Genomic DNA, 21,292 nt, shown 5'->3' on the forward strand with positions numbered 1-21,292 from the left:
GATCAAATCAGAGATCATTTAAGTGCTTGGATCTTAGATTAAAATTTAATCACTTATTCTGACCAAAAGCGCCTTAAATTCTATTCTTCTATTTTCATATCTCAGAAAAAATATAATTAAACATTGGCAAAGGTATACATGTAAATAAAAAAAGCAGCTTGATTAAGCTGCTCTCTTTCTATTCACGGTTTCCTAGTTTTACTTGCCCATTTGAATCAAACCACAAAGCCTGCGTTCGTCTTCGACCAATCAAAATAGGGCCATCATCATAGAATAAGAAGTTTTTCCAATGCTTTTTAAATACTGACCACTTAGTTTCGATGACATTGTACTTTTCGTAGCAAAAATAAACGGTGACATCATCTTGCCAATCAATATGAGCAGAAATGCTTTCAGGGAGAGTGTCATCGTCTGATTCCCAAGCATCCATCCAATCCACAGTTTCTGACCAATTACTTGCCTTCATCGGCCAGTCACTTGAACTCATGCGCTCTGCATCTGGACTTTGTGCACTGATATTTTCCTTCCATAACTGTGCAGCTCTTGCCTGAGACATAGGTTTGATCGACGATAAGTCAGCATCAGGCACAGGCATTGATTGGTGGGTAAAAATCCATTTTCTTTGGTATTCATCCAAAGGTAAATAAGACATTTAGTATCCTTAAATTACTTCAGCCAGCCTTTGTCGCTCGCTTCATTGATTAACTGTTGTGCTTTTTGCCATAACGCGTGAGAACCATCATCAATCCTCCGATTTATGGTCAGGGCTTGTTTTGCGGTCACATTGTTTTCACGCCAACTACGCCCATGATTATGATAATTTAGTAGCATTGGAATAATGCGATCGAGAGCCTTTGCGAAACGAGCATCTGCACTTTTAGCCTGCTCAAACTCACACCAAATTGATTTTAATTCCGCCGCTTGATCCGGTGGAAGCATACCAAATAAACGTTCTGCTGCCGCAAGCTCTTTCGCTTCCTGTTCTAAGGATGCCTGCGCATCATAAACAAAGGTGTCTCCAGCATCGATTTCGACAATATCGTGCAGAAGCAACATCTTAACCACGCGCGCAATATCAACTGGCTCGTTGGCATGTTCTTCCATCAATAGCGCCATTAACGCGACATGCCAGCTATGCTCAGCGCTATTTTCAAGTCTTTCATCAGCACTTTTCACGCGTGTACGACGTAAAACAGACTTCAACTGATCAAGTTCAATCACCAATGCAAGTTGTTGTTCTAATCTCGTCACACTTAACCCTCCTCTTTCCAGTCAGGGTTAATGATGGCCGTCAAGTTGTGGTCTTCCCATTTGCCGTTTATCAGCAAGTAATCTTTCGCAAATCCTTCTTGCATAAAACCAGCGCGACTCAAGACGGCTTCACTTCGTTTATTTCGGGGCATATAGCTTGCCATGATACGGTGCATGTTCTGTATCGAAAACATGTAATTCACGGCAAGCCGAAGAGCGGTAGTCATCACCCCTTTCCCTTGCGCTGTTTTGGCCAGTGAATAGCCAACATTACAAGCATGGAGTGGAAAGCGCGATAAACTACTAAAAGAAATGGTGCCCTGCATTGCGCCGCTTTCTTTATCGAGGATAAGTAAGTAAAAACCTAAGCCAATTCGATGAAGTTCATTCAATTTGATCAGCTTTCGTGTCCAACCTTCCAACGTAAAAAATGCCTCTTCACGTGTGGGTTCCCACTCCTTTAAGTGTTCACGGTTTTGATTAAAATATTCAACAATCATCGCTGCATCCGTCGGCTCGGCCGTTCGCAGCACCACATTGCCTTCCGTTTCATAAACCTGACAAGGCGTACTTACTCGTTCCATTAACTTTTTCTGATTCCGTATTCACGAAGTTTGTTAGCAATTGAGGTATGAGAAACGTTGAGACGTTTCGCCAGTTTTCGACTCGAAGGGAAAGACTGGTATAGTCGCTCTAATACTTGTGATTCATAATCTTTCATGATCTCATCAAGAGAGCCATCAATGTTTAGCGTTGGTATGCTAGATGAACTGCTGTCCATTTGAGGCAAATGGAACAAGTCAATCGTTAATGTGTCACAATCAAGTTCAGTTAATGCCCTAAGCACCATGTTTTCTAACTGGCGCATGTTACCCGGCCATTGATAGTTAGCGAGTTGATCCGCTAAATGTTCATCCACTTTAGGTTTGGCAATATCCAGTTGCTTGATGTATTTCAAGATAAACAAATCCAGCAATGGACCAATATCATTCGTTCTGTCTCGCAGCGCTGGAATGGCTAAAGTAAGCACATTTAAGCGATAGAATAAGTCTTCACGGAAAGTACCAGATTCGGCCAATACAGCTAAATTATGGCGCGTTGAAGCTATCACTCGTACATCGACATGCATTTCGTGCTCTTCACCCACTCGACGAAAGGTGCCGTCTTGCAACAAGCGTAATAGCTTAATTTGTAGATGCGGACTCATCTCGCCAATTTCATCAAGAAAAACAGTACCGCCATTTGCTTGCTCAAATATCCCTTTGTGACCCTGTTGGTGATTAAACGAGCCAGGAGCATGACCAAACAATTCTGTTTCCGCTACGTCATCTGGCATCGATGCACAACTTAAAACAAGAAAAGGTTCTGATGCTCGGTGTGAACGATTGTGGCAAGCACGCGCAAGCATCTCTTTACCAGTGCCTGTTTCACCTTGAATTAACAAAGGTTGCTCAAGCATCGCCAGTTTTTTCGCTTGAGTGATCAGCGCTTTATGACGATTTGAAACACCGACAAAATGCTCAAAACCAAGGTTATTTTGTAGCGGAAGCGAATCATTGAATACTGGTTTTTCCTGAGCGGAGCGAATGATCATCACCGTACTTGCTAATACGGATTCATTGGATTCGTCCGTAATGTAGACAGGCGTCATCTCCATTACATAGTCCAAGCCATTGATCACAATAGTATCTCGCTGACGAGTACTCTTACCTTCTGACCATTTAGAAAAGTTGAATGTGGGTAGCAAGCTCGCAACAGGCATACCAATCATCTCACCTTCATCGTGATTGAATAAGTTCAGCGCGGCGTGATTCGCCATATCAACATGACCTTTGAGATCTATCGCAAGAACAGGCTCAGGCAGGTTGTTTAGCAAAGAGATCAGTTCAGTATTGTGACGCTCAATTGGCATAAACTGTATTTTACGAACATCATTAACACCTGAGATTCGGCGAATTTCAGCCATGAGTTCACTGAACGTATCAAAGTCGATATCAGGACAGTTCAGGTAAATAATCCCTGAAATATCGATTTCGATACCTCTAAGATCAATATTTTTTGAAGCAAGAATATCAAGCAGCTCACGAGTCAGCCCGAGTCTGTCTTCACAGAAAACTTCTAGACGCACTGAAAATTCCTAGTTTAAGGTGTCAGGAAATGTTGACAGTAGTTTCGCGCAAGGCTGAATTGGCGTCAAGCAACCTGATATCACTTGCTTCACAATCACACTATTTCATAGCGATAGCGGCGATTTTAGCAACAATTTCTTTGCGTACCGCGCCTAACTTAACAGACCTTTCTTTCTGCCAAGGAATTGGACGCAGCAGTGATATCGCTTTGATGCCTAGGCGTGCGGTTAGAATTCCTATCCCTATTCCCTGCCCTGCTCTCACTGATACTTTGCCAGCTAGATCCATCGACATTAAGTCCATGCCGACATCAACTGCCAAATCACTTGCACCTGCCGCTGCCATATTAATCAGCGTACTTTTAAAGAGTTGCAAGCGTGACCAGTAACCCAGTTCGATACCATATACTTTAGCAAGGTTATCGATCATCTTAAAATTGCGCCAAGCCACAAGCAGCATGTCTGCAATAGCAAGCGGGCTAATTGCGACCAGCGCTGCCGACTCCGTCGCATGACGCGTAACAATAGCGGTTGCTTGCTTATCTTGCTCTGCAATCACCATCGCATCGTACATATCCAATACTTCAGCATCACTATGGGCTGGATCAATGCTGTTCAACCAGCGATCATACGCTGGTGATTCCGGCAATATACCACTTTGCTTGGCAACCTCTTGGCAAAATGCTTTGCCCTTGCCAACGCCATCTGCGTCAATCAGCGCTTCACTTTGCTCTTGCACACTAAAGTGATTGCGTAATGTACGAAGTTTCCATAATTCACGGCCAAGTGCGCCAATACCAAGGCTTGCAATGGCCGCCATAAAGCCTGCCCAACCGATAGTTAGCCAATCATTGGTTTGAAAAGCAGTAACCACTGTGTCGACTGCTTGTAAGCCAACTAAACCGGCAAACGATATAAGCAAGCCACTTGCCAACCATTTTCGGCCACGTTTAGGACGAATAATGCGTTCTAATTGGCGTTCAGTTTCGTGTTCTGTTTCAACGCCAGTCTGAGTAGGAACAAAGGTTTCTTGCTCAGAAAACTGCTGTTGAGCCGTCAGTTCTGGTTGAGGATCTTTTCCTTTCAAATCTTGATTGAAGATCTGCTTTTGTTTTAATTCACTCATCTCAATTTATCTCCAATCAAGTATTGCAATGCTTTATCCATACGGATGTGAGCCAAAGGTGCCTGATCACTTTGTGGCATCGGCCTAAACGCCGTAAATTCAAACCCGTTACTCTGCCAATAAGATTGATTCGGTAGTTGCTTAGGCACTTCTCCTGGAAATACGGTGAGTGGCTCACCAGTTAACGCTACCCCTTGAAGTGCTGGAATAGAGACACTGTCACGTGTGATAAAACCGGATTCAGTAGCCTTCACAGAAGCCATGCTCATACAGCTCATTTCGATGTTTTCATACGCAGCAGTCTGCCATGCAGGATGCACCATCTGTTGTAATAGTGAAGCAAGGTTTGAATGCTGCTCCGGCGTGACATGGTCTGCTTTAGTGGCAGCAAAAAGAATCTTATCGATTCTCGGAGAAAACAACCGTTTTAGGATGTTGCTTTTGCCGTATCGGAAACTATGCATCAACTGTTCAAGTGCCATCTTCATATCATTGAATGACTCGTGCCCCGCATTTAAAGGCTGCAAGCAGTCAACCAGTACAATTTGGCGATCAAACGTTGCAAAGTGGTGTTTATAAAACGCCTTTACCACTTTCTGTTGGTATTCCTCATACCGCTTTTTCAACATGGCCAAATTTGAGTTACGTTCGATTTTCTGCTCTTGATCGAACTGGCACGGGAAAAACTGAAGGACAGGTGCCCCTTCTAGTTCACCGGGAAGAACAAAGCGCCCCGGCTGAACCCAATGCAAACCCTCAGCTTTACACTGATGAAGGTAATCGGTGTAAACCTGAGCGACCTGTTCAAGTTGCTTTTCATTCAGTTCGGCATTGAGATCCAATTGCGCAAGCAGCTCAACCCACTCTTTAGATAACTCTCCACGTAGCCCTTTGAGGGCATCAAACTGCGTTTGAGACCACTGGTGAAAATCCATGTTAAGTAATGGAAGATCCAGTAACCACTCTCCCGGATAATCAATAATATCGAGGTTCAGGGTGGCTGTGCTACTGAGTAATTTTTTCGTCGTCTTTTTAGGTCGATACTTGATAGCTAAGCGAATTTCACTCACGTCTCGCGTTGGCTCAGGCCACATGGGAGGCGTCATATGTAATTGGTGCATTGCCTCATCATAGGCAAAACGCGGGACCATCATATTACTCTGGGGTACACGCTTTGCGCCAACTAACCGTTTATCGCGTGCTGCAACCAATAATGGTAAGTTTTCATGCGTCGACGTATGCAATAGTTGGTTGACTAACGACGTAATGAATGCCGTCTTACCTGCACGAGATAAGCCGGTTACCGCAATACGCACATGAGAATCCATACCGCGACTGATAAAATCACTGACTTCTTGTTTAATTCTTTTCATTGAGTCTCTCTTTGTTAATCAGCCCGAATAATACTAAATACAATCTTAATCAGAGATGAACAAAAAAGCCTCTGATAAAAATCAGAGGCTTAGTCTTAAAATGGTTACTTTCTAATCGTCTTCAATCAGTTTGTAGATAACAAACAGGGCAATCTCAAGCAGAACCCAAAGCACACACGTGATAGTGATGTACTTCTCGTCAAAAATACTAATACCGTGAAGCACTAAGTCGTATCCCACGAAACTACCGACAACCACGGCAAGAATAATTTGTAAAATTTGAATAAAACGAGGCATGAGCTCTCCTGATATATGATTATTTCGAGCAAACTCTGATGAGCGATATTGTATAACTAAAAAGTGCAGCATTCGCTGCACTTTTGTCAATTCTTCGCTATAGAAATCAACACTTTTTTATGATCTCATATTTAAGACTGCGAATCCATTTCTGCAATCTTAACTTTCCATGTATCTGGACCAATTTGATGGGCATTCGCACCTTGAGAGTCAACAGCGACCGTAACTGGCATGTCTTCGACTTCAAATTCATAAATCGCTTCCATACCCAAGTCTTCAAAAGCGACAACGCGTGCTTTCTTAATCGCTTTAGCCACTAAGTATGCAGCACCACCAACCGCCATTAAGTAAACCGCTTTATGCTTTTTAATTGACTCAACCGTTGCTGGGCCACGCTCCGCTTTACCAATCATGCCCATAATGCCAGTTTCTTCAAGCATCATATCGGTAAATTTGTCCATGCGCGTAGATGTTGTCGGGCCTGCTGGGCCCACCACTTCATCACCCACTGCATCAACGGGTCCAACGTAATAAATAAACTTACCTTTTAGGTCTACACCTTCTGGTAAGCCTTCACCACTTTGTAGCATACCTTGAATGCGTTTATGCGCAGCATCACGACCTGTCAGGATTTTGCCAGAAAGAAGCACCGTTTCACCAGTTTTCCATTGTTCCACGTCTTCTTTAGTTACCGTATCAAGATTAACACGACGTGTATTTTCTCCCGCTTCCCATGTGATCTCTGGCCACTCTTCTAACTTAGGTGGTTGAAGGTCTGCTGGACCAGTGCCATCTAATGTGAAGTGAACGTGACGTGTGGCCGCACAGTTTGGAATTAGGCACACCGGTTTCGAAGCTGCATGGGTCGGCGCAGTTTTGATCTTCACGTCAACAACCGTTGTTAAACCACCTAAACCTTGCGCGCCAATGCCAAGTTTGTTCACACGATTGAAGATATCAAGTCGAAGTTCTTCTTCCGCATTTTGTGGGCCACGGTCTATCAGCTCTTGAATATCAATGTGTTCCATCAACGATTCTTTTGCCAGTACCGCCGCTTTTTCCGCTGTACCACCAATACCAATACCCAACATGCCTGGTGGACACCAACCAGCTCCCATTGTTGGCAATGTTTTTTCTACCCACTCTGCAATATCATCAGATGGGTTTAACATCACCATCTTGGTTTTGTTTTCGCTGCCGCCGCCTTTCGCTGCAATTTGAATTTCTACGTTATCACCCGGCACCATGTTGATGTGCACAACGGCTGGAGTATTGTCTTTGGTGTTGATGCGTTTACCCGCTGGATCCATGAGTACTGAGGCACGTAGCGGGTTATCTGGATTGGTGTAGGCTTGACGAACGCCTTCATCAACCATTTGTTGAACGGTAAGTTCGGTGGAATCCCACTTCACTCCCATTCCTATATTGACGAAGCATGTGACAATACCGGTATCCTGACATATCGGTCGGTGTCCTTCTGCGGACATTCGTGAGTTAATCAAGATCTGCGCAATGGCATCCTTTGCTGCCTGGCTTTCCTCACGGTTATAGGCTTTTTCTAGGGCTTGGATAAAATCCATTGGGTGATAATAAGAGATGTACTGAAGCGCATCAGCAACACTACTGATGACATCTTGCGCGCGAATTACCGTCATTGCATGCCTCGTTATTGTTATGCTTCCATTTCAACTTACTTAATTATCGGTATTTGTTGAGCGAGTTGTCGATATTTATATTGTGAATACCAAATCAGTTGGTGACACATTAAGTAAGTATTTTTTATTTGTCTTATAGTATTGAGCTTAGATGATGCGCTTTTTACAAAATAAGCATCGTGAGCGAGCTCATGACTATGATACTCTTGCTTTCTACAACGCGCTATTTCTCCAACGATCTCTTTGTCACAAATTAAACAAATGAATAACAACAACTCAATTGGTATTGAAATCAAGCCTCTAAGTTATCAAGCCGACCTTGCTAACCAATTTTTCTCTACGATTGAACAGCAACCATGGGCCATGTTGCTGCGTTCAGCATCCCAAAGCCACATCGATAGCCGATACGATATCTTGGTCGCTCAACCCATCGCCCATGTCGTTACTCGCAGTGGTGTCACGACTGTCACTGGTCCAAGCGAAACATTCGAAAGTAGCGAAGACCCATTCTCCGTCCTACACAACGCGCAACAACAGTATTTACCTGATATTTCCATAGATGAACCTTTGCCATTTATTGGCGGGGCTTTAGGGTATTTTTCCTATGACTTAGGGCGGAGCGTAGAAACGATTCCGACCATCGCTCAGCAAGATATCTCGACTCCAGAGATGGCAGTAGGACTCTATGATTGGGCGTTGATCGTTGACCACAAAGAGCGAAAAGCATTCGTGGTAGGCCAAAATCCCGAAGAAAAAATGGCATGGTTAAACGCGCAAAAAAGCACGAATCAACCAAGCTTCAAGCTGACAACGACTTGGCAATCGAATATGGAGAAAGCGCAATACTCAGATAAATTCGGTCGCGTTCAAGATTATTTATTGTCAGGAGATTGTTACCAAATTAACTTAGCCCAGCGTTTTAATGCCAGTTATCGAGGCAGTGAGTGGGAAGCGTATCAACGATTAGAAAAAGGAAACCAAGCACCATTTTCTGCGTTTATCAGAACAGAGGAAAGCGCCATTATCAGCGTTTCCCCTGAACGTTTTTTACAACTCAATGATCGCGTGATTGAAACGAAGCCGATCAAAGGTACTCGTCCCCGCTCTGAAGATGCGGCAATAGATAGAGCCAATGCTTACGATTTGGCGCATGCAGAAAAAGATCAGGCAGAAAACTTAATGATTGTCGACCTCCTTCGTAACGATATCGGCCGAGTAGCCAAACCGGGGACAGTTCATGTTCCAAAATTATTTGATATTGAAAGTTTCCCGGCCGTGCACCATCTAGTCAGTACTATTCGCGCAGAGTTGGACGAAGGCTACCATGCAACAGATCTACTCAGAGCCAGTTTTCCGGGCGGGTCCATCACTGGTGCTCCGAAAGTTCGGGCAATGGCTATCATTGAAGAATTAGAGCCTCATCGACGTAATGCTTATTGTGGCAGTATTGGCTACATATCACGTCATGGTCAGATGGATACCAGTATTACGATACGAACACTCGTTGCAGAAAAAGGGCAACTATACGCTTGGGCCGGTGGTGGCATTGTGGCCGATAGTCAGTGTGATTCTGAATACCAAGAAACATTAGATAAGTTGAGTCGAATTTTACCTGTTCTTGTAACAGATTAAGGGCTCCACTTAGCTAACATCATTCTTAAGTCATTGGCGGTGTATGGTTTGGTGAGAATGTCATTCATACCACATTCTATGCACCGCTGGCGTTCCTCTAACGTGGTTCCTGCAGTTAGAGCAATAATTGGCAGTTGATAACCTTGCTCTCTCAGATGATGTGTTGCTTCAAACCCATCCATTTCAGGCATCCGACAATCCATAAATACGATGTCATAGTGAACAGCTTCAACTAGCTTTATCGCTTCTATTCCGTTATTGGCTGTTTGCGGTACCACCTCTAATTTCTTCAGCATTTGATTAATGATGATTTGATTCATCCGAATGTCATCAACCACTAAAATAGAGAGCGCTTCAAAGCTTGTTAATTCTTCATCACCCGAAACTACACTTTGTAACGGCGCTTCAGCTTCTTCCAATGGTAGACTCACGTAAAACTGGCTCCCCTTTCCAACAGTGCTAAAAAAACCAATGTCACCTTGCATCAATAAAGCGAGGTTTTTACAAATCGCAAGACCCAGCCCTGTCCCTTCAAAACGGCGTTTGGCCGTTCTGTCCGCTTGTATGAAAGGATCGAAAAGTGCTTCGTGTAGGTCATTCTCTATACCCGGACCGGTATCAATCACTTCGATATGCATGGCTTCATCTCGCCAATCTATATTCACTCGAACCGCACCTGATGAGGTGAACTTGATTGCGTTGCCCACAAGGTTTACTGATATTTGACATATACGTTCAAAATCACCAACAAGGTATTCTGGTATCTGTTGTGACATCTGAATCGTGAAGCCAATATTTTTCTCTTGAGCTTTTGGTTTAAAGATACTGGTTAGCGTCTCAGTCAATTCATCTCGACCAAACGGTTTGTTGACCAATTCCATCATGCCTGCATTCATTTTGCTGAAATCAAGCAAGTCGTTGATAATGTGTCTGAGCAGCTCGCCGGAATTGGTAAGGTTACCCAGCAAACTGCTCTGCTCTAGAGTCAGCTCTGTATCAGCAAGTAATTCTGCGCTACCCAGTAAGCCGTTTAAAGGTGTCCTCAGTTCGTGATTGATCATCGCAACAAACTCTTTTGTTGCCTTTTCAGATTCTTCCGCCCTTAATTGTGCACGGCGCGACTTACTGTGCATTAACTGGCGGCTCACAGCACTACAAAATAAGTCTTTGACCAACGACATTTGATTCGCGATAAAGTCTTTTTCAATATCGCCAACCAGCAAATCGAACACAATATAACCGACTTGTTCATGTTCAAGTTCAATGCTCAGTTGAAGGATCTCACCATCCCAAACAAATCGTGACTCTTTAGGTTCTTTATTACTGAGAGTCTGATCGCCAAACCGGTGTTCCACTGCCGATTCCAACAATTCACTATCAAGCTCCAGATAACAGTTCATAATGACCGAATTGTCTGTTAAGCGGTGCAAAAAGCTGGAAATTAATCCATCATCTAACGTTCGATTTAGAAATGCTCGGCCAAAATCGATCAACACCTCATCAATACGAGCCTCAAATTCCAATTTACGCAGATCATGTTTGGATTGCTTTTCTAGTTGGCTCAGCGCGACTTGCAGCTTCTGATTCAACTGATAAAGTTCAAGACTTTTCTCTTCTAAGAGCCGTTCCGCTTCTTTTCGAATGGCACTTTCCCGAATAAGCTTACGCTCTAGAAGCTGCTCTCTATTCATCGTCATGCATCCACAAGCTGTAGACTAAACCGAACTTGATTTCCTACGTCAGTTTGCTTATCCATAAAAATTTCAACACTCTGGCCAAAATATTCCGCACAGCCTTCAACCAAGCCCAAGCAAACATGTGCCATGCAACGCGCGCTAACGTAATCAAACACCAACTCGGTTTCTGTTTCCGAAATAAATTCAAATTTGGGCGGATTTGCATCGCTGTAGAGCTTTTTGACCTCAAGATGAATGTAGTCTTCAACCAAGCGAATAAATTGAAAGGTATTTTTGCACTCATGAAGACTGGCAGACTTAGGTAAAGATTGATAAAGATTTTTGAATATAGAATGCCCAAACACCCGTTGTAATTCCTCTGGAGGAATGTTGGTTAATTGGCTTAATACGACAATCAACTTAACCAAGGCTTTATGATCATAACTGCCCACTGCCGTATAAACACCTTGGTCCTTTGCTTGTTCAAGGATAGTTTCAAGACTTTCCGGACCAAATTTCTGTTCAACTAATTCCATGAACTCGGTAAAGATTATTCCTTTCATCTTAATCGACTATCCTTTATAAGAAGGGAGGGACTATTTCAAAGCATTGTCTATAAGAGTCGCTTTTTCAACTTCGTTCATAGGGGATTTTGTGCTGTCAGAACTTAAAAAAGATCATGTTATTCAAAAGTTTTTATTCTTTACACCGAGCGAATATCATGGAGAAGCTTTAAAACGAGTCGCCCATTTGAATAGCGATTCGCTCAGAAAAGCGTCGGTATTAATTGGCTTTGTTGAACGCCCAAGTGGTTTGCATATTATTTTCACTCGAAGGGCAAAACATCTAAAACACCACCCCGGTCAGATCAGCTTCCCAGGGGGCAAATATGAACTGAGTGATTCAAGTCTCGCCCATACCGCTTTGCGAGAAACTTATGAAGAGATAGGCATCGCTGAACGACATATTAATATTTTAGGCAATATGAAAGAGCTGGTGACCATCAGCCGTTTCTCTGTAACGCCATTTATTGCGTTTGTCTCACCTGATTACAAAACGCTTATCGATACCAATGAAGTCGACGAAGTCTTTGAAGTGCCCGCTTCCGTGATATTGGATAAAGACAAACTAAAGAGCCATACCTTTCAGTTGAACAATCACTCACATCGCGTATTTGGGCTTTCTTACCACCAGCACTTTATATGGGGCATGACCGCACAAATCATTCAAGCAATGCAGAATCACATCTCACTCTCTTAATTGAAACAGCACATTCCGACATAAATAAAACTAACCGCTCTCGAAGAAAACGATTGCCTATGCATACATTCTGATTATTTATCGGTCGGATTAGTTTTTCTAATTTTAGTCATTAGCAAAAATCAAATGTGGCACATCATTTTCGTGATTAAAAACAGATTTTTGCCATATCATGTTATAACCCATATCAATTCATGATTTAGATCTAGTTTTAGCACATCAATTCTATGCAAGAATGCCCCCGACTTATTTCCTGTTCCCAAAAATGAGTATCACAAAATGAATACTACAACTTCTGCGGTATCTACCGCACAATCTCCTAGTAAGTTTACTTACAAGGACTTTACTTGGTGTCTGTCACTTTTCGGTACTGCGGTAGGTGCTGGCGTACTTTTCCTTCCAATTAAAGCAGGTGCTGGCGGTTTCTGGCCATTAGTTATCCTTGCTCTAATCGCGGCCCCAATGACTTGGTTCGCACACAAATCTCTTGCACGCTTCGTACTTTCTGCGAAAAACCCTGACGCTGACATCACTGACACAGTAGAAGAACACTTCGGTAAAACTGGCGCAAACATCATCACTTTTGCTTACTTCTTCGCTATCTACCCTATCGTTCTTATCTACGGTGTTGGTATCACAAACACTGTTGACTCTTTCCTCGTTAACCAAATGGGCATGGAATCTATCCCTCGCTGGCTACTTTCTGGTGCGTTAATCGCTGCGATGACAGCTGGTGTTGTATTTGGTAAAGAGCTCATGCTGAAAGCAACGTCTGCACTGGTTTACCCGCTTGTGTTCATCCTACTTGCGCTGTCTTTCTACCTAATCCCTGATTGGAACAGCTCAATGATGTCTGTTGCACCAGACTGGTCTTCTATGCCATCAGTTGTGTGGCTAGCAATCCCAATCATCGTATTCTCGTTCAACCACAGCCCAGTTATTTCTCAGTTCTCTAAAGAGCAACGCCGTGTATACGGTGACGATGCGGTTAAGAAAACTGACGCTATCACTGGTGGCGCAGCAATGATGCTAATGGGCTTCGTGATGTTCTTCGTTTTCTCTGTAGTGCTTTCTCTATCTCCAGAGCAACTCGCAATGGCTAAAGAGCAAAACATCTCTGTTCTTTCTTACCTAGCAAACGTTCACGAATCTCCACTTATCTCTTACATGGGTCCACTAGTTGCTTTCGCAGCAATCACTTCAAGCTACTTCGGCCACTTCCTAGGTGCTCATGAAGGTCTTGTTGGTTTAGTGAAATCTCGCTCAGAAACGCCTGTAAGCAAGATTGAAAAAGCATCGCTAATCTTCATCGTTGTGACGACTTGGATTGTCGCTATCGTTAACCCAAGCATCCTAGGCATGATTGAAACCATGGGTGCACCAATGATTGCAGCTATCCTATTCCTAATGCCTGTATTCGCAATGCAGAAAGTGCCAGCAATGGCGAAGTACAAAACTTCTGCACCTGTACAGATTTTCACAGCTATCTGTGGTATTGCAGCAATTACTTCTGTAATCTACGGCGCTCTTTGATTTCTCGACTTTATAAAAGTCTGATCAAACCAAGAATATAACGATAATAATAAGCCTCCCTACCCCTTGGGAGGCTTAGTTTTGAGGTAATCGATATGATTAGTGTTTTTGACATCTATAAAATCGGCGTTGGTCCTTCAAGCTCGCATACTGTTGGTCCAATGAAAGCAGGTAAGGAATTTATTGATGATTTACGCTCAATGGGAAAATTGCGCGACATCACTAAAATTACCGTCGATGTTTATGGTTCACTATCACTGACAGGGAAAGGTCACCACACTGATATCGCAATCATCATGGGTCTTGCTGGCAACACTCCTGAAAAAGTAGATATCGACTCTATTCCGGGCTTTATTGCTCGCGTAGAAGAAACTGAACGCCTTCCTGTTGGCATGCACTGTCACACAGTATCGTTCCCAAAAGATGGTGGTATGAACTTCCATACAACCAACCTTGAGCTACACGAAAACGGCATGCAAATCCACGCTTGGATCGGCGAAGAAAACGTGTACTCAAAAACCTATTACTCAATCGGCGGTGGTTTCATCGTTGATGAAGAGAACTTCGGTAAAGAAGAAGAAAACCCAGTTAAAGCACCTTACGAGTTCACAACAGCAGAAGAGCTTGTTAATCAGTGTAAAGACAACGGTCTTTCTATCAGCACACTGGTCATGCAAAACCAAGCTGCATTGCATTCTGACGAAGAGTCTCGTACATACTTTGCAAACATCTGGAAAACCATGCGCGAGTGTATGGATCGCGGTATGAATACCGAAGGTATCTTACCTGGTCCTCTGCGTGTACCTCGTCGTGCAGCAGCTCTTCGCCAGCAGCTACTTACTTCAGAGAAAACAACCAATGACCCAATGTCGGTTGTGGACTGGGTAAACATGTTTGCTTTCGCAGTAAACGAAGAAAACGCAGCCGGTGGCCGTGTTGTGACGGCTCCAACCAATGGCGCATGTGGCATCATCCCAGCAGTTTTAGCTTACTACGACAAGTTCATCCAAACGGTAACTGAGAAAGACTACATCCGTTACTTTGCTGCTTCTGGCGCAATCGGTGGTCTGTACAAGCGTAACGCATCTATTTCTGGTGCAGAGGTTGGCTGTCAGGGTGAGGTTGGCGTTGCATGTTCTATGGCGGCAGCTGGCCTTGCTGAGCTTATGGGTGGCAGCCCAGAGCAAGTCTGTATGGCGGCAGAAATTGCTATGGAGCACAACCTAGGTCTTACTTGTGACCCAGTTGCTGGTCAGGTACAGGTTCCGTGTATCGAGCGCAATGGTATTGCGGCGGTTAAAGCAATCAACTCGACTCGTATGGCGCTACGTCGTTCTTCTGCACCAACAGTTTCTCTGGATAAGGTTATTGAGACCATGCTAGAAACTGGTAAAGACATGAACGCGAAATACCGCGAAACCTCTCAAGGTGGTCTAGCGGTCAAAGTTATCTGTTAACTTGATATCGCGACTGAAAAAATCCCTCGACTCATTCGAGGGATTTTTGTTTTAGGTATATTAATAGAGCACATCAAACTCTGAGATCCGTGGCTTACCTCTCAGCAGCAAGAAGTTTAGAAATCGGCTAGTTGATGTGGTTAGGATTTTCTCTTCTTCCACACCATGCTTTTCCAGCAAAGCAATTGCCAAGTCTAATCTGGCAATCTCTTCACAGAAGTGAGCATCAGATCCTGAACTAAAGTACACACCAATCTCTTTGCCTAGCTCGACAATGCGATCACAACGACTGTCACTTCCTTTGCGGCTTTTCCCCGTCAAAGACGTATTATTTACTTCAACCGCAACATTGTGCTCTTTTGCACAGCGCAGCACCTGTTCCATATCGAATGGGTAATTTGGGTTACCCAAGTGACCAAGAACATCCACTCTGCCGCTTTTAATCGCATTGATCAGGGCAGCGGTATGTTCAGCTTCGGTCGCGGGCTTGAATACGGGCTCATGAAAGCTGGCAATCACCCAGTCAAGATGTTGGTCAGAGGACGGTGGTAAGTCTATCTCCCCTTTCACATTCAGCGTGTTGGCTTCAACACCGCGGAGAATACCAACATCATGTAAAAAGCGGGGCAAAATTCTTTGATTATTGAAATACCAGTAGTGAGGGGTTCCTGGCATCTTGGGAGCATGATCGGTGGTACAAAGAAGTTTTAGCCCCTTATTCTTGGCAGACAATGCGTTCTCTAAAATGGTGCTGTAAGCATGTCCACTAGCAATAGTATGGGTGTGGCTATCAACAACGATATCCATGGTGTTCTCCTGAAAATTGTGGACAAACTATCGAATGTCGAATGAACCGTTTTGATTGAGGAACAGTGATAAGTCCGCAGGAATCGAATGATTCAACACTTTATCAACGTTGACCGCATCAGAGCGTAAATAGAATTCCAATGCGGCTTCTGGATCTGTGCCTCCGCGGATCTTACGATTGACCAAACGCTGTTGTAGAAACTCCGCTTGGGTATCTATAAACACGGTGAAGTCGGCCAAACGATGCAATTCGTTCCATACTGGTTCGTCAAGTAGCAGCCAGTTCCCTTCTACAACGACGATGTTACGGTTAACCTTAATTGCATCATCAACAGGCTCGTGCAAGTTACGATCGTAGTAAGGCCATTTGCTGTCTTTTACTTTGAGCTGTTTAAGCTTGGCGATGAGCTCCGTGAGATTGAAGGTCTCGTAGGAACCTTTAATGCTGCGCAGAGGAACAACTTCACCATTGCGTTCAATAGTATTGTTGTCGAGGATTTCATTTGGGTAATGAAAACCATCAAAAGGCAGAACCTGAAGCGGCTCATGACTTTCATCCTGTTCGGATAGATACTCCCAAAACGCGGCAAGTGTCGATTTACCACTGCCAGGGGGCGCACATAAGAACACCACAATGCGTTCCTGCTTCTCATTATAGAGGCGGGTAAATTTTTCTATGAGAGGTTGATGGATTCGCTTTACGTCGACATTAGGAAAGATAGCGTCGGTTTCAAAACCACTGACGTTTAAATTCACTTTCATGGTGAATCCTTATTGATTGATCTCCCCTTCGATTCTTTCTATCAACATTTCGCACGACAGCTTCAATACTGTTTTAATGAGGGCTTCGTACCTCATTTGCGAAAAGGACTCAAACGAAGAGAACTTAAGCTGATTGATCGACTCAAGATAAAAGCTGTCTTGCAGGGAAGAGAGTACCGCTTGGTTTTTGATGAAGTCGTAAATTACATCATCAGTAAACTCAACCTTCTCTGGCTGGGTAACCACGTACTCCAGCACTTGGTCATACAAACCAATATCAGCATAGGTTTCCAATGAGATTTTACCCATCGCAAACATCAACTTCGATACCACATCAGTTGTTACCAAGGGACCATTTTCCTTTAATAAGGGATCCACCGCATATTCCTTCACAAATTCGTCTTGGACGAATACGCTTGGAAGTAATGCTTTTAGCTTGAGGTTTATTATTTTGTTAGAAACCTGAAGAAACGCTGTAGCATTATCACACTCATCCAGCTTCTCCAGTAATTCATCTTCACGTGACAACGTCTTATGACCTCTCCATTATGTGGCAGTGCAAAGGCTACCACACAAATTCGTTGCGACTAAACCGTTAAGCTCACGTCATAAAACTCAAGTAACGCTTTTTCTGCATGTGCGTTCCACACATAGTTATTCGCGTTCAAAATTGCGTCTAATTCGGCGAAGAATGGGTCCTGGTCTACTAACGATAAAAAGTCATCAATTGCGGTCAATGGCAGGTCAATGTGCGGGTAAATCAACTTCTTCCCACCCGGAATATCCAACTGATTCAAAATCGTATGTGGTGCTGCTTGCAAACCACCTACATGGGTGATCATGAACGATGGATTGATCTTACCTTGTGAAGACAACTCGATAGATTCCACCATGTCACCTGTCGAGCCGCCAGACGTACCCACAATGTGCGTCGACTCGTAATGGACGTTGTAGAAGTTAAACGGTACTTTGAAATTTTTATCTGTTGGCCCAGCAAAGAAGTTTAGGCAGCCATCATTACCAAGCAATTTATCGGCTTGTTCTAGCACTTGCGATACCGCCGCGTACACCATCACATCGTCGTAACCTTGGCCATCGTTGAGCGCTTTCAGATAAGTCACAGGGTCATCGACTTGAGCGGTGTTCACGTAATACAGCTCAACGCCTTGCTGTTTTGCTTTCTCAACCGGAATTAAGCACTCAGCTCGGTCTAAACGTGCGGCGTCGATGTCTGTTACCACAATCAATTTTGGCTTCACCGGGCCGTTAATCGCGTAGTCAATCGCGCCAATCCCCATTGGGCCAGCACATGCAAGTAGCGCTAATGCTCCGCCCTCTTTGATGCCCATATCGTGCTCGTACACGTATTGCGTAGTGTGATAACTCGCATGGTAAGCACCGATGATGCATGACATAGGTTCAGCCAAAGACGCATCTGCAAAGTAATCGCCGTGGTAAGGCAAAACGCAACCTAGATCGATGGCGATTTTTGGAATGATGGAATACGTTGCGTTGCCACCAAAGGTTTCGTAGCTGTAGCCCGCGGAGTAACCAGTAGGCAAACCCATTGCTGGTTGCAGAACAAAGTAATCGCCTGCTTTGTATTGGTCTTTTAGGTTCTCACCAACTTCAACAATCACACCTGCGTATTCGTGGCCTGTCATCACTGGCACTTCATCAATGTTTTCAGGTACGCGTTTGTGTTTGCTACCTAACAATGCCGCTTTGTAAGTGGACAAGCAGATGCTGTTTGAAATGTTTTTAACCAGAAGTTCGTCGGCTGAAATGCTTGGCAAATCAAAGGTTCTTAGTTGAACGTCTTTCTCGCCACAGATAACTGCTGCCGTTGTTTGTACCATGATTTCTCTCCTAAATGGGGCTGCAGGTTCCGCCCCATACTGCATTGTTAGGCTGGTTGCTCAGTTGCGACCGTTTGTTGCTTAATCTTATCCATCAGCTCATCCAGCGCTGGGTCGTTGAGGAAGTTCTTAATTGTCACCACTGGCAAACCTGTTGCGTTGACTGCGCGGCTTTCTAAGCTTTCGTGTGTCACGACAATGTCAGCTTCACTTGGCACTTTCTCAATAGCGAAGTTCTTCACTTCAATATCAATCCCAGCCTGAACCAACTTACGTTTGAAGGTTGATGCTCCCATCGCACTTGAACCCATACCCGCATCGCAAGCGAACGCAATAAATGAAATTGGCTTATTTATTTGTTGTGTTGCAGTCGCTGTAGGTTTGATTGCACCTTCTTCCTTCATGTCTTTCATATCAGTGACAGATTTTTCAAACTCGCTTTCTGTCTCTTCCGATTTACTCATCTTCAGAATCGCACTTGCGACAAGGAACGAAACAATCGTTGCAGTTGTTACCCCTGCGATGGTTGCTAGGAAACCACCTTTTGGTGTCAGTGCTAGGTATGAGAAGATTGAGCCTGGACTTGGACCTGCTACCAAACCAGCATCAAGTAGGTTGAAGGTTGCGATACCTGTCGCTGCACCCGCAATCATTGCCACAATCATGATTGGCTTCATTAACACGTACGGGAAGTACAGCTCATGAATACCACCGAAGAAGTGAATGATGATGGCACTTGGCGCAGAGCGTTTAGACAAACCTTGACCAAACTTCGCGTAAGCCAGCAGCATACCAAGACCCGGGCCTGGGTTAGATGCCACCATAAAGAAGATCGATTTACCTGTTTCTGCCGCCGCTTGCAGACCTAATGGGTAGTAAATACCTTGGTCGATGGCGTTGTTAAGGAATAGAACTTTCGCCGGCTCATTGATGATCGCAAGCAAAGGAAGAAACCCCGTTGCCACCAAAGCTTCAATGCCTGATTTCACAAACAAGTTTGCAGCAGTTACCGCAGGACCAACGATCTCGTAAGCGAACAAACACAGGATCATGCCCACAATACCCAGTGAGAAGTTGTTCACCACCATTTCAAAGCCAGAAGGAATGCGGTGTTGGATACGTTTATCCATTTTCACCACAACCCAAGCACTGAGAGGACCCATGATCATCGCACCGACGAACATTGGAATGTCTGCACCAACAATAACCCCCATGGTACCGATAGCACCGGCTACCGCGCCGCGTTTGTCACCAACAATCTGACCACCGGTGTAACCGATCAACAGTGGCAACAAATAAGTGATCATAGGACCAACAAGTTCACCAAACGCTTCGTTTGGCATCCAACCCGTTGGGATAAAGAGTGCAGTAATAAAGCCCCAAGCGATAAAGGCTCCGATATTTGGCAGCACCATGGCAGTCAAATGACCACCGAAGGCTTGCACATTGGCTCGCATGTTTGCTTTCACGTTATGTTCCTTTTAGTATGCTTTTATTATGTTTAGCACTTGTTCCTTAGATGAGGCTTGTGCCAGTTTTGCAATGTTCTCTTCGTCCACAAACATCTCGCTTAATGCTTGAATCACCTCAATGTGGGTATCAGAGTCTTTTGCAGCTAGGGTGATAAGAATGTTGGCAGGACCAAGGTCCGAACCAAAATCAACTGGTGAAGGGAAAATATGAATACCCAAGCCCGTTTTTAGCACGCCGGTTTCAGGGCGAGCATGTGGCATGGCAAGTCCCGGGCACAAGACATAGTAAGGACCATTTTCTTTGGTAGATTGGATGATGGCATCCGCGTATTGCTGAGAAACGTAACCTTTATCTTCTAGGTATTGCGTTGCCTTCTTAACCGCCTCTTGCCATTGGTAAACACCGTCATTAATGACATCTACTAGTTCGTGGTCGATCAGTTCATACAGCATTTTTAAACCCTATCCACAGTTCATTGTCCGATGGGTTAATTATCAATAAGAGGAGTTGAACCGCGCAAGCACATCATTTTTGTGCAACAACTCACAATTAAATAGCTGTCAATTTGTTTTAATGAATGTATCTCAAGAATTGGCAAAGAAAATTAATAACAAATTTTATTTCAGCAACATGTCAATAAGCATAATTTGAACTGCCCCACCATTTAAGAAATCTTACTAAATTCGCAATAATCTAACTTAATCACACTATGACTATTGACTCGCCATATATCGTGATTAAATTCAAACTTAATTTTTGCTCAATTGATGAGTTACACGGTTCAAACAATGACAGTTATCACATTTGTCTATTAAATAACGTCGGGACGTAATTTAATTTCAATATTTTGCTTACGTCATTGCTGAAAAAAGAGAAAACAGAATGTATGGTTTGTTACAAACCATGTTAGAGACTGATAAAGACATGAACGCGAAATACCGTGCCCCCACCCAAGGCGGTCTAGCGGTCAAAGTTATCAGTTAAAAGGACGATAGATTAAAAA

At 43.9% G+C, this 21,292-nt stretch carries 20 protein-coding genes; 4 read left to right on the forward strand and 16 right to left on the reverse strand.

Annotation, left to right across the window (positions count from 1 at the left end; all coding sequences use genetic code 11):
* Window positions 1-178: 178 nt before the first annotated feature.
* The 8 genes from ACQEXU_RS07365 to ACQEXU_RS07400 all read right to left on the reverse strand — a co-directional run bounded on the left by ACQEXU_RS07365 (window position 179) and on the right by ACQEXU_RS07400 (window position 7,830).
* Window positions 179-652 carry a DUF2947 domain-containing protein gene (locus ACQEXU_RS07365; protein ID WP_367988777.1) on the reverse strand — a complete coding sequence of 158 codons (474 nt, stop codon included), beginning with the start codon at window positions 650-652 and terminating at the stop codon, window positions 179-181.
* Between the two features lie 14 nt (window positions 653-666).
* Entirely contained in the window at window positions 667-1,251 is a 585-nt protein-coding gene (locus ACQEXU_RS07370) for an HD domain-containing protein (RefSeq protein ID WP_427010276.1), read from the reverse strand.
* Between the two features lie 2 nt (window positions 1,252-1,253).
* Window positions 1,254-1,835, reverse strand: a complete 582-nt coding sequence (rimJ, locus tag ACQEXU_RS07375) for a ribosomal protein S5-alanine N-acetyltransferase (protein WP_427010277.1) — start codon at window positions 1,833-1,835, stop codon at window positions 1,254-1,256.
* Entirely contained in the window at window positions 1,835-3,379 is a 1,545-nt protein-coding gene (tyrR, locus tag ACQEXU_RS07380) for a transcriptional regulator TyrR (protein WP_427010278.1), read from the reverse strand. Before tyrR ends, rimJ begins: the two co-directional genes overlap by 1 nt.
* Window positions 3,380-3,479: 100 nt before the next feature.
* Window positions 3,480-4,505 (reverse strand): YcjF family protein, encoded by a 1,026-nt coding sequence (locus tag ACQEXU_RS07385; RefSeq protein WP_427010279.1) that lies wholly within the window; start codon window positions 4,503-4,505, stop codon window positions 3,480-3,482.
* Window positions 4,502-5,878, reverse strand: a complete 1,377-nt coding sequence (locus ACQEXU_RS07390; protein WP_427010280.1) for a YcjX family protein — start codon at window positions 5,876-5,878, stop codon at window positions 4,502-4,504. Before ACQEXU_RS07390 ends, ACQEXU_RS07385 begins: the two co-directional genes overlap by 4 nt.
* Before the next feature lie 111 nt (window positions 5,879-5,989).
* Window positions 5,990-6,175: a hypothetical protein gene (locus ACQEXU_RS07395; protein ID WP_367988771.1), complete on the reverse strand. Its 186-nt coding sequence runs from the start codon at window positions 6,173-6,175 to the stop codon at window positions 5,990-5,992.
* A gap of 131 nt (window positions 6,176-6,306) precedes the next feature.
* Entirely contained in the window at window positions 6,307-7,830 is a 1,524-nt protein-coding gene (locus ACQEXU_RS07400) for a fumarate hydratase (RefSeq protein ID WP_427010281.1), read from the reverse strand.
* A 243-nt stretch (window positions 7,831-8,073) separates the two neighbouring features.
* On the opposite strand from ACQEXU_RS07400, the gene pabB reads away from it, so the two are divergent.
* Window positions 8,074-9,462 (forward strand): aminodeoxychorismate synthase component 1, encoded by a 1,389-nt coding sequence (pabB, locus tag ACQEXU_RS07405; RefSeq protein WP_427010282.1) that lies wholly within the window; start codon window positions 8,074-8,076, stop codon window positions 9,460-9,462.
* On the opposite strand, the gene ACQEXU_RS07410 is transcribed toward pabB, so the two are convergent.
* Together ACQEXU_RS07410 and ACQEXU_RS07415 are read right to left on the reverse strand one after the other, a co-directional pair.
* Entirely contained in the window at window positions 9,459-11,153 is a 1,695-nt protein-coding gene (locus ACQEXU_RS07410) for a response regulator (protein ID WP_427010283.1), read from the reverse strand. The genes pabB and ACQEXU_RS07410 overlap by 4 nt on opposite strands.
* Window positions 11,154-11,155: 2 nt before the next feature.
* A complete protein-coding gene (locus ACQEXU_RS07415; RefSeq protein ID WP_367988767.1) occupies window positions 11,156-11,701 on the reverse strand; it encodes a heme NO-binding domain-containing protein in 546 nt (181 codons plus the stop codon).
* A 91-nt stretch (window positions 11,702-11,792) separates the two neighbouring features.
* On the opposite strand from ACQEXU_RS07415, the gene ACQEXU_RS07420 reads away from it, so the two are divergent.
* From ACQEXU_RS07420 to ACQEXU_RS07430, 3 genes are all read left to right on the forward strand, one after another.
* Window positions 11,793-12,398: a CoA pyrophosphatase gene (locus ACQEXU_RS07420; RefSeq protein WP_427010284.1), complete on the forward strand. Its 606-nt coding sequence runs from the start codon at window positions 11,793-11,795 to the stop codon at window positions 12,396-12,398.
* Window positions 12,399-12,677: 279 nt separating this feature from the next.
* Window positions 12,678-13,931, forward strand: a complete 1,254-nt coding sequence (locus tag ACQEXU_RS07425) for an aromatic amino acid transport family protein (RefSeq protein WP_427010285.1) — start codon at window positions 12,678-12,680, stop codon at window positions 13,929-13,931.
* Between the two features lie 95 nt (window positions 13,932-14,026).
* Window positions 14,027-15,388 (forward strand): L-serine ammonia-lyase, encoded by a 1,362-nt coding sequence (locus ACQEXU_RS07430; protein WP_367988764.1) that lies wholly within the window; start codon window positions 14,027-14,029, stop codon window positions 15,386-15,388.
* Window positions 15,389-15,448: 60 nt separating this feature from the next.
* Here ACQEXU_RS07430 and ACQEXU_RS07435 read toward each other — a convergent pair whose 3' ends face one another.
* From ACQEXU_RS07435 to ACQEXU_RS07460, 6 genes are read right to left on the reverse strand one after another with little or no spacing between them, the layout of a single operon-like run.
* Window positions 15,449-16,195: a phosphatase gene (locus ACQEXU_RS07435; protein WP_427010286.1), complete on the reverse strand. Its 747-nt coding sequence runs from the start codon at window positions 16,193-16,195 to the stop codon at window positions 15,449-15,451.
* Between the two features lie 27 nt (window positions 16,196-16,222).
* Window positions 16,223-16,957, reverse strand: coding sequence for a nucleoside/nucleotide kinase family protein (locus ACQEXU_RS07440; RefSeq protein WP_427010287.1), 735 nt, complete (start codon window positions 16,955-16,957; stop codon window positions 16,223-16,225).
* 9 nt (window positions 16,958-16,966) lie between these two features.
* Window positions 16,967-17,485 (reverse strand): MltR family transcriptional regulator, encoded by a 519-nt coding sequence (locus ACQEXU_RS07445; RefSeq protein WP_427010288.1) that lies wholly within the window; start codon window positions 17,483-17,485, stop codon window positions 16,967-16,969.
* Window positions 17,486-17,544: 59 nt separating this feature from the next.
* The gene (locus ACQEXU_RS07450; protein ID WP_427010289.1) at window positions 17,545-18,816 is read right to left on the reverse strand and encodes a zinc-binding dehydrogenase; all 1,272 of its coding nucleotides are present in this window, start codon (window positions 18,814-18,816) and stop codon (window positions 17,545-17,547) included.
* 47 nt (window positions 18,817-18,863) lie between these two features.
* Entirely contained in the window at window positions 18,864-20,285 is a 1,422-nt protein-coding gene (locus tag ACQEXU_RS07455) for a PTS mannitol transporter subunit IICB (RefSeq protein ID WP_427010290.1), read from the reverse strand.
* 12 nt (window positions 20,286-20,297) lie between these two features.
* Window positions 20,298-20,741 (reverse strand): PTS sugar transporter subunit IIA, encoded by a 444-nt coding sequence (locus ACQEXU_RS07460; protein ID WP_427010291.1) that lies wholly within the window; start codon window positions 20,739-20,741, stop codon window positions 20,298-20,300.
* Window positions 20,742-21,292: the final 551 nt, after the last annotated feature.

Origin of the sequence: Vibrio sp. TRT 21S02 (genome assembly GCF_050113675.1) — a bacterium.
In the GTDB taxonomy this organism is placed as follows: domain Bacteria; phylum Pseudomonadota; class Gammaproteobacteria; order Enterobacterales; family Vibrionaceae; genus Vibrio.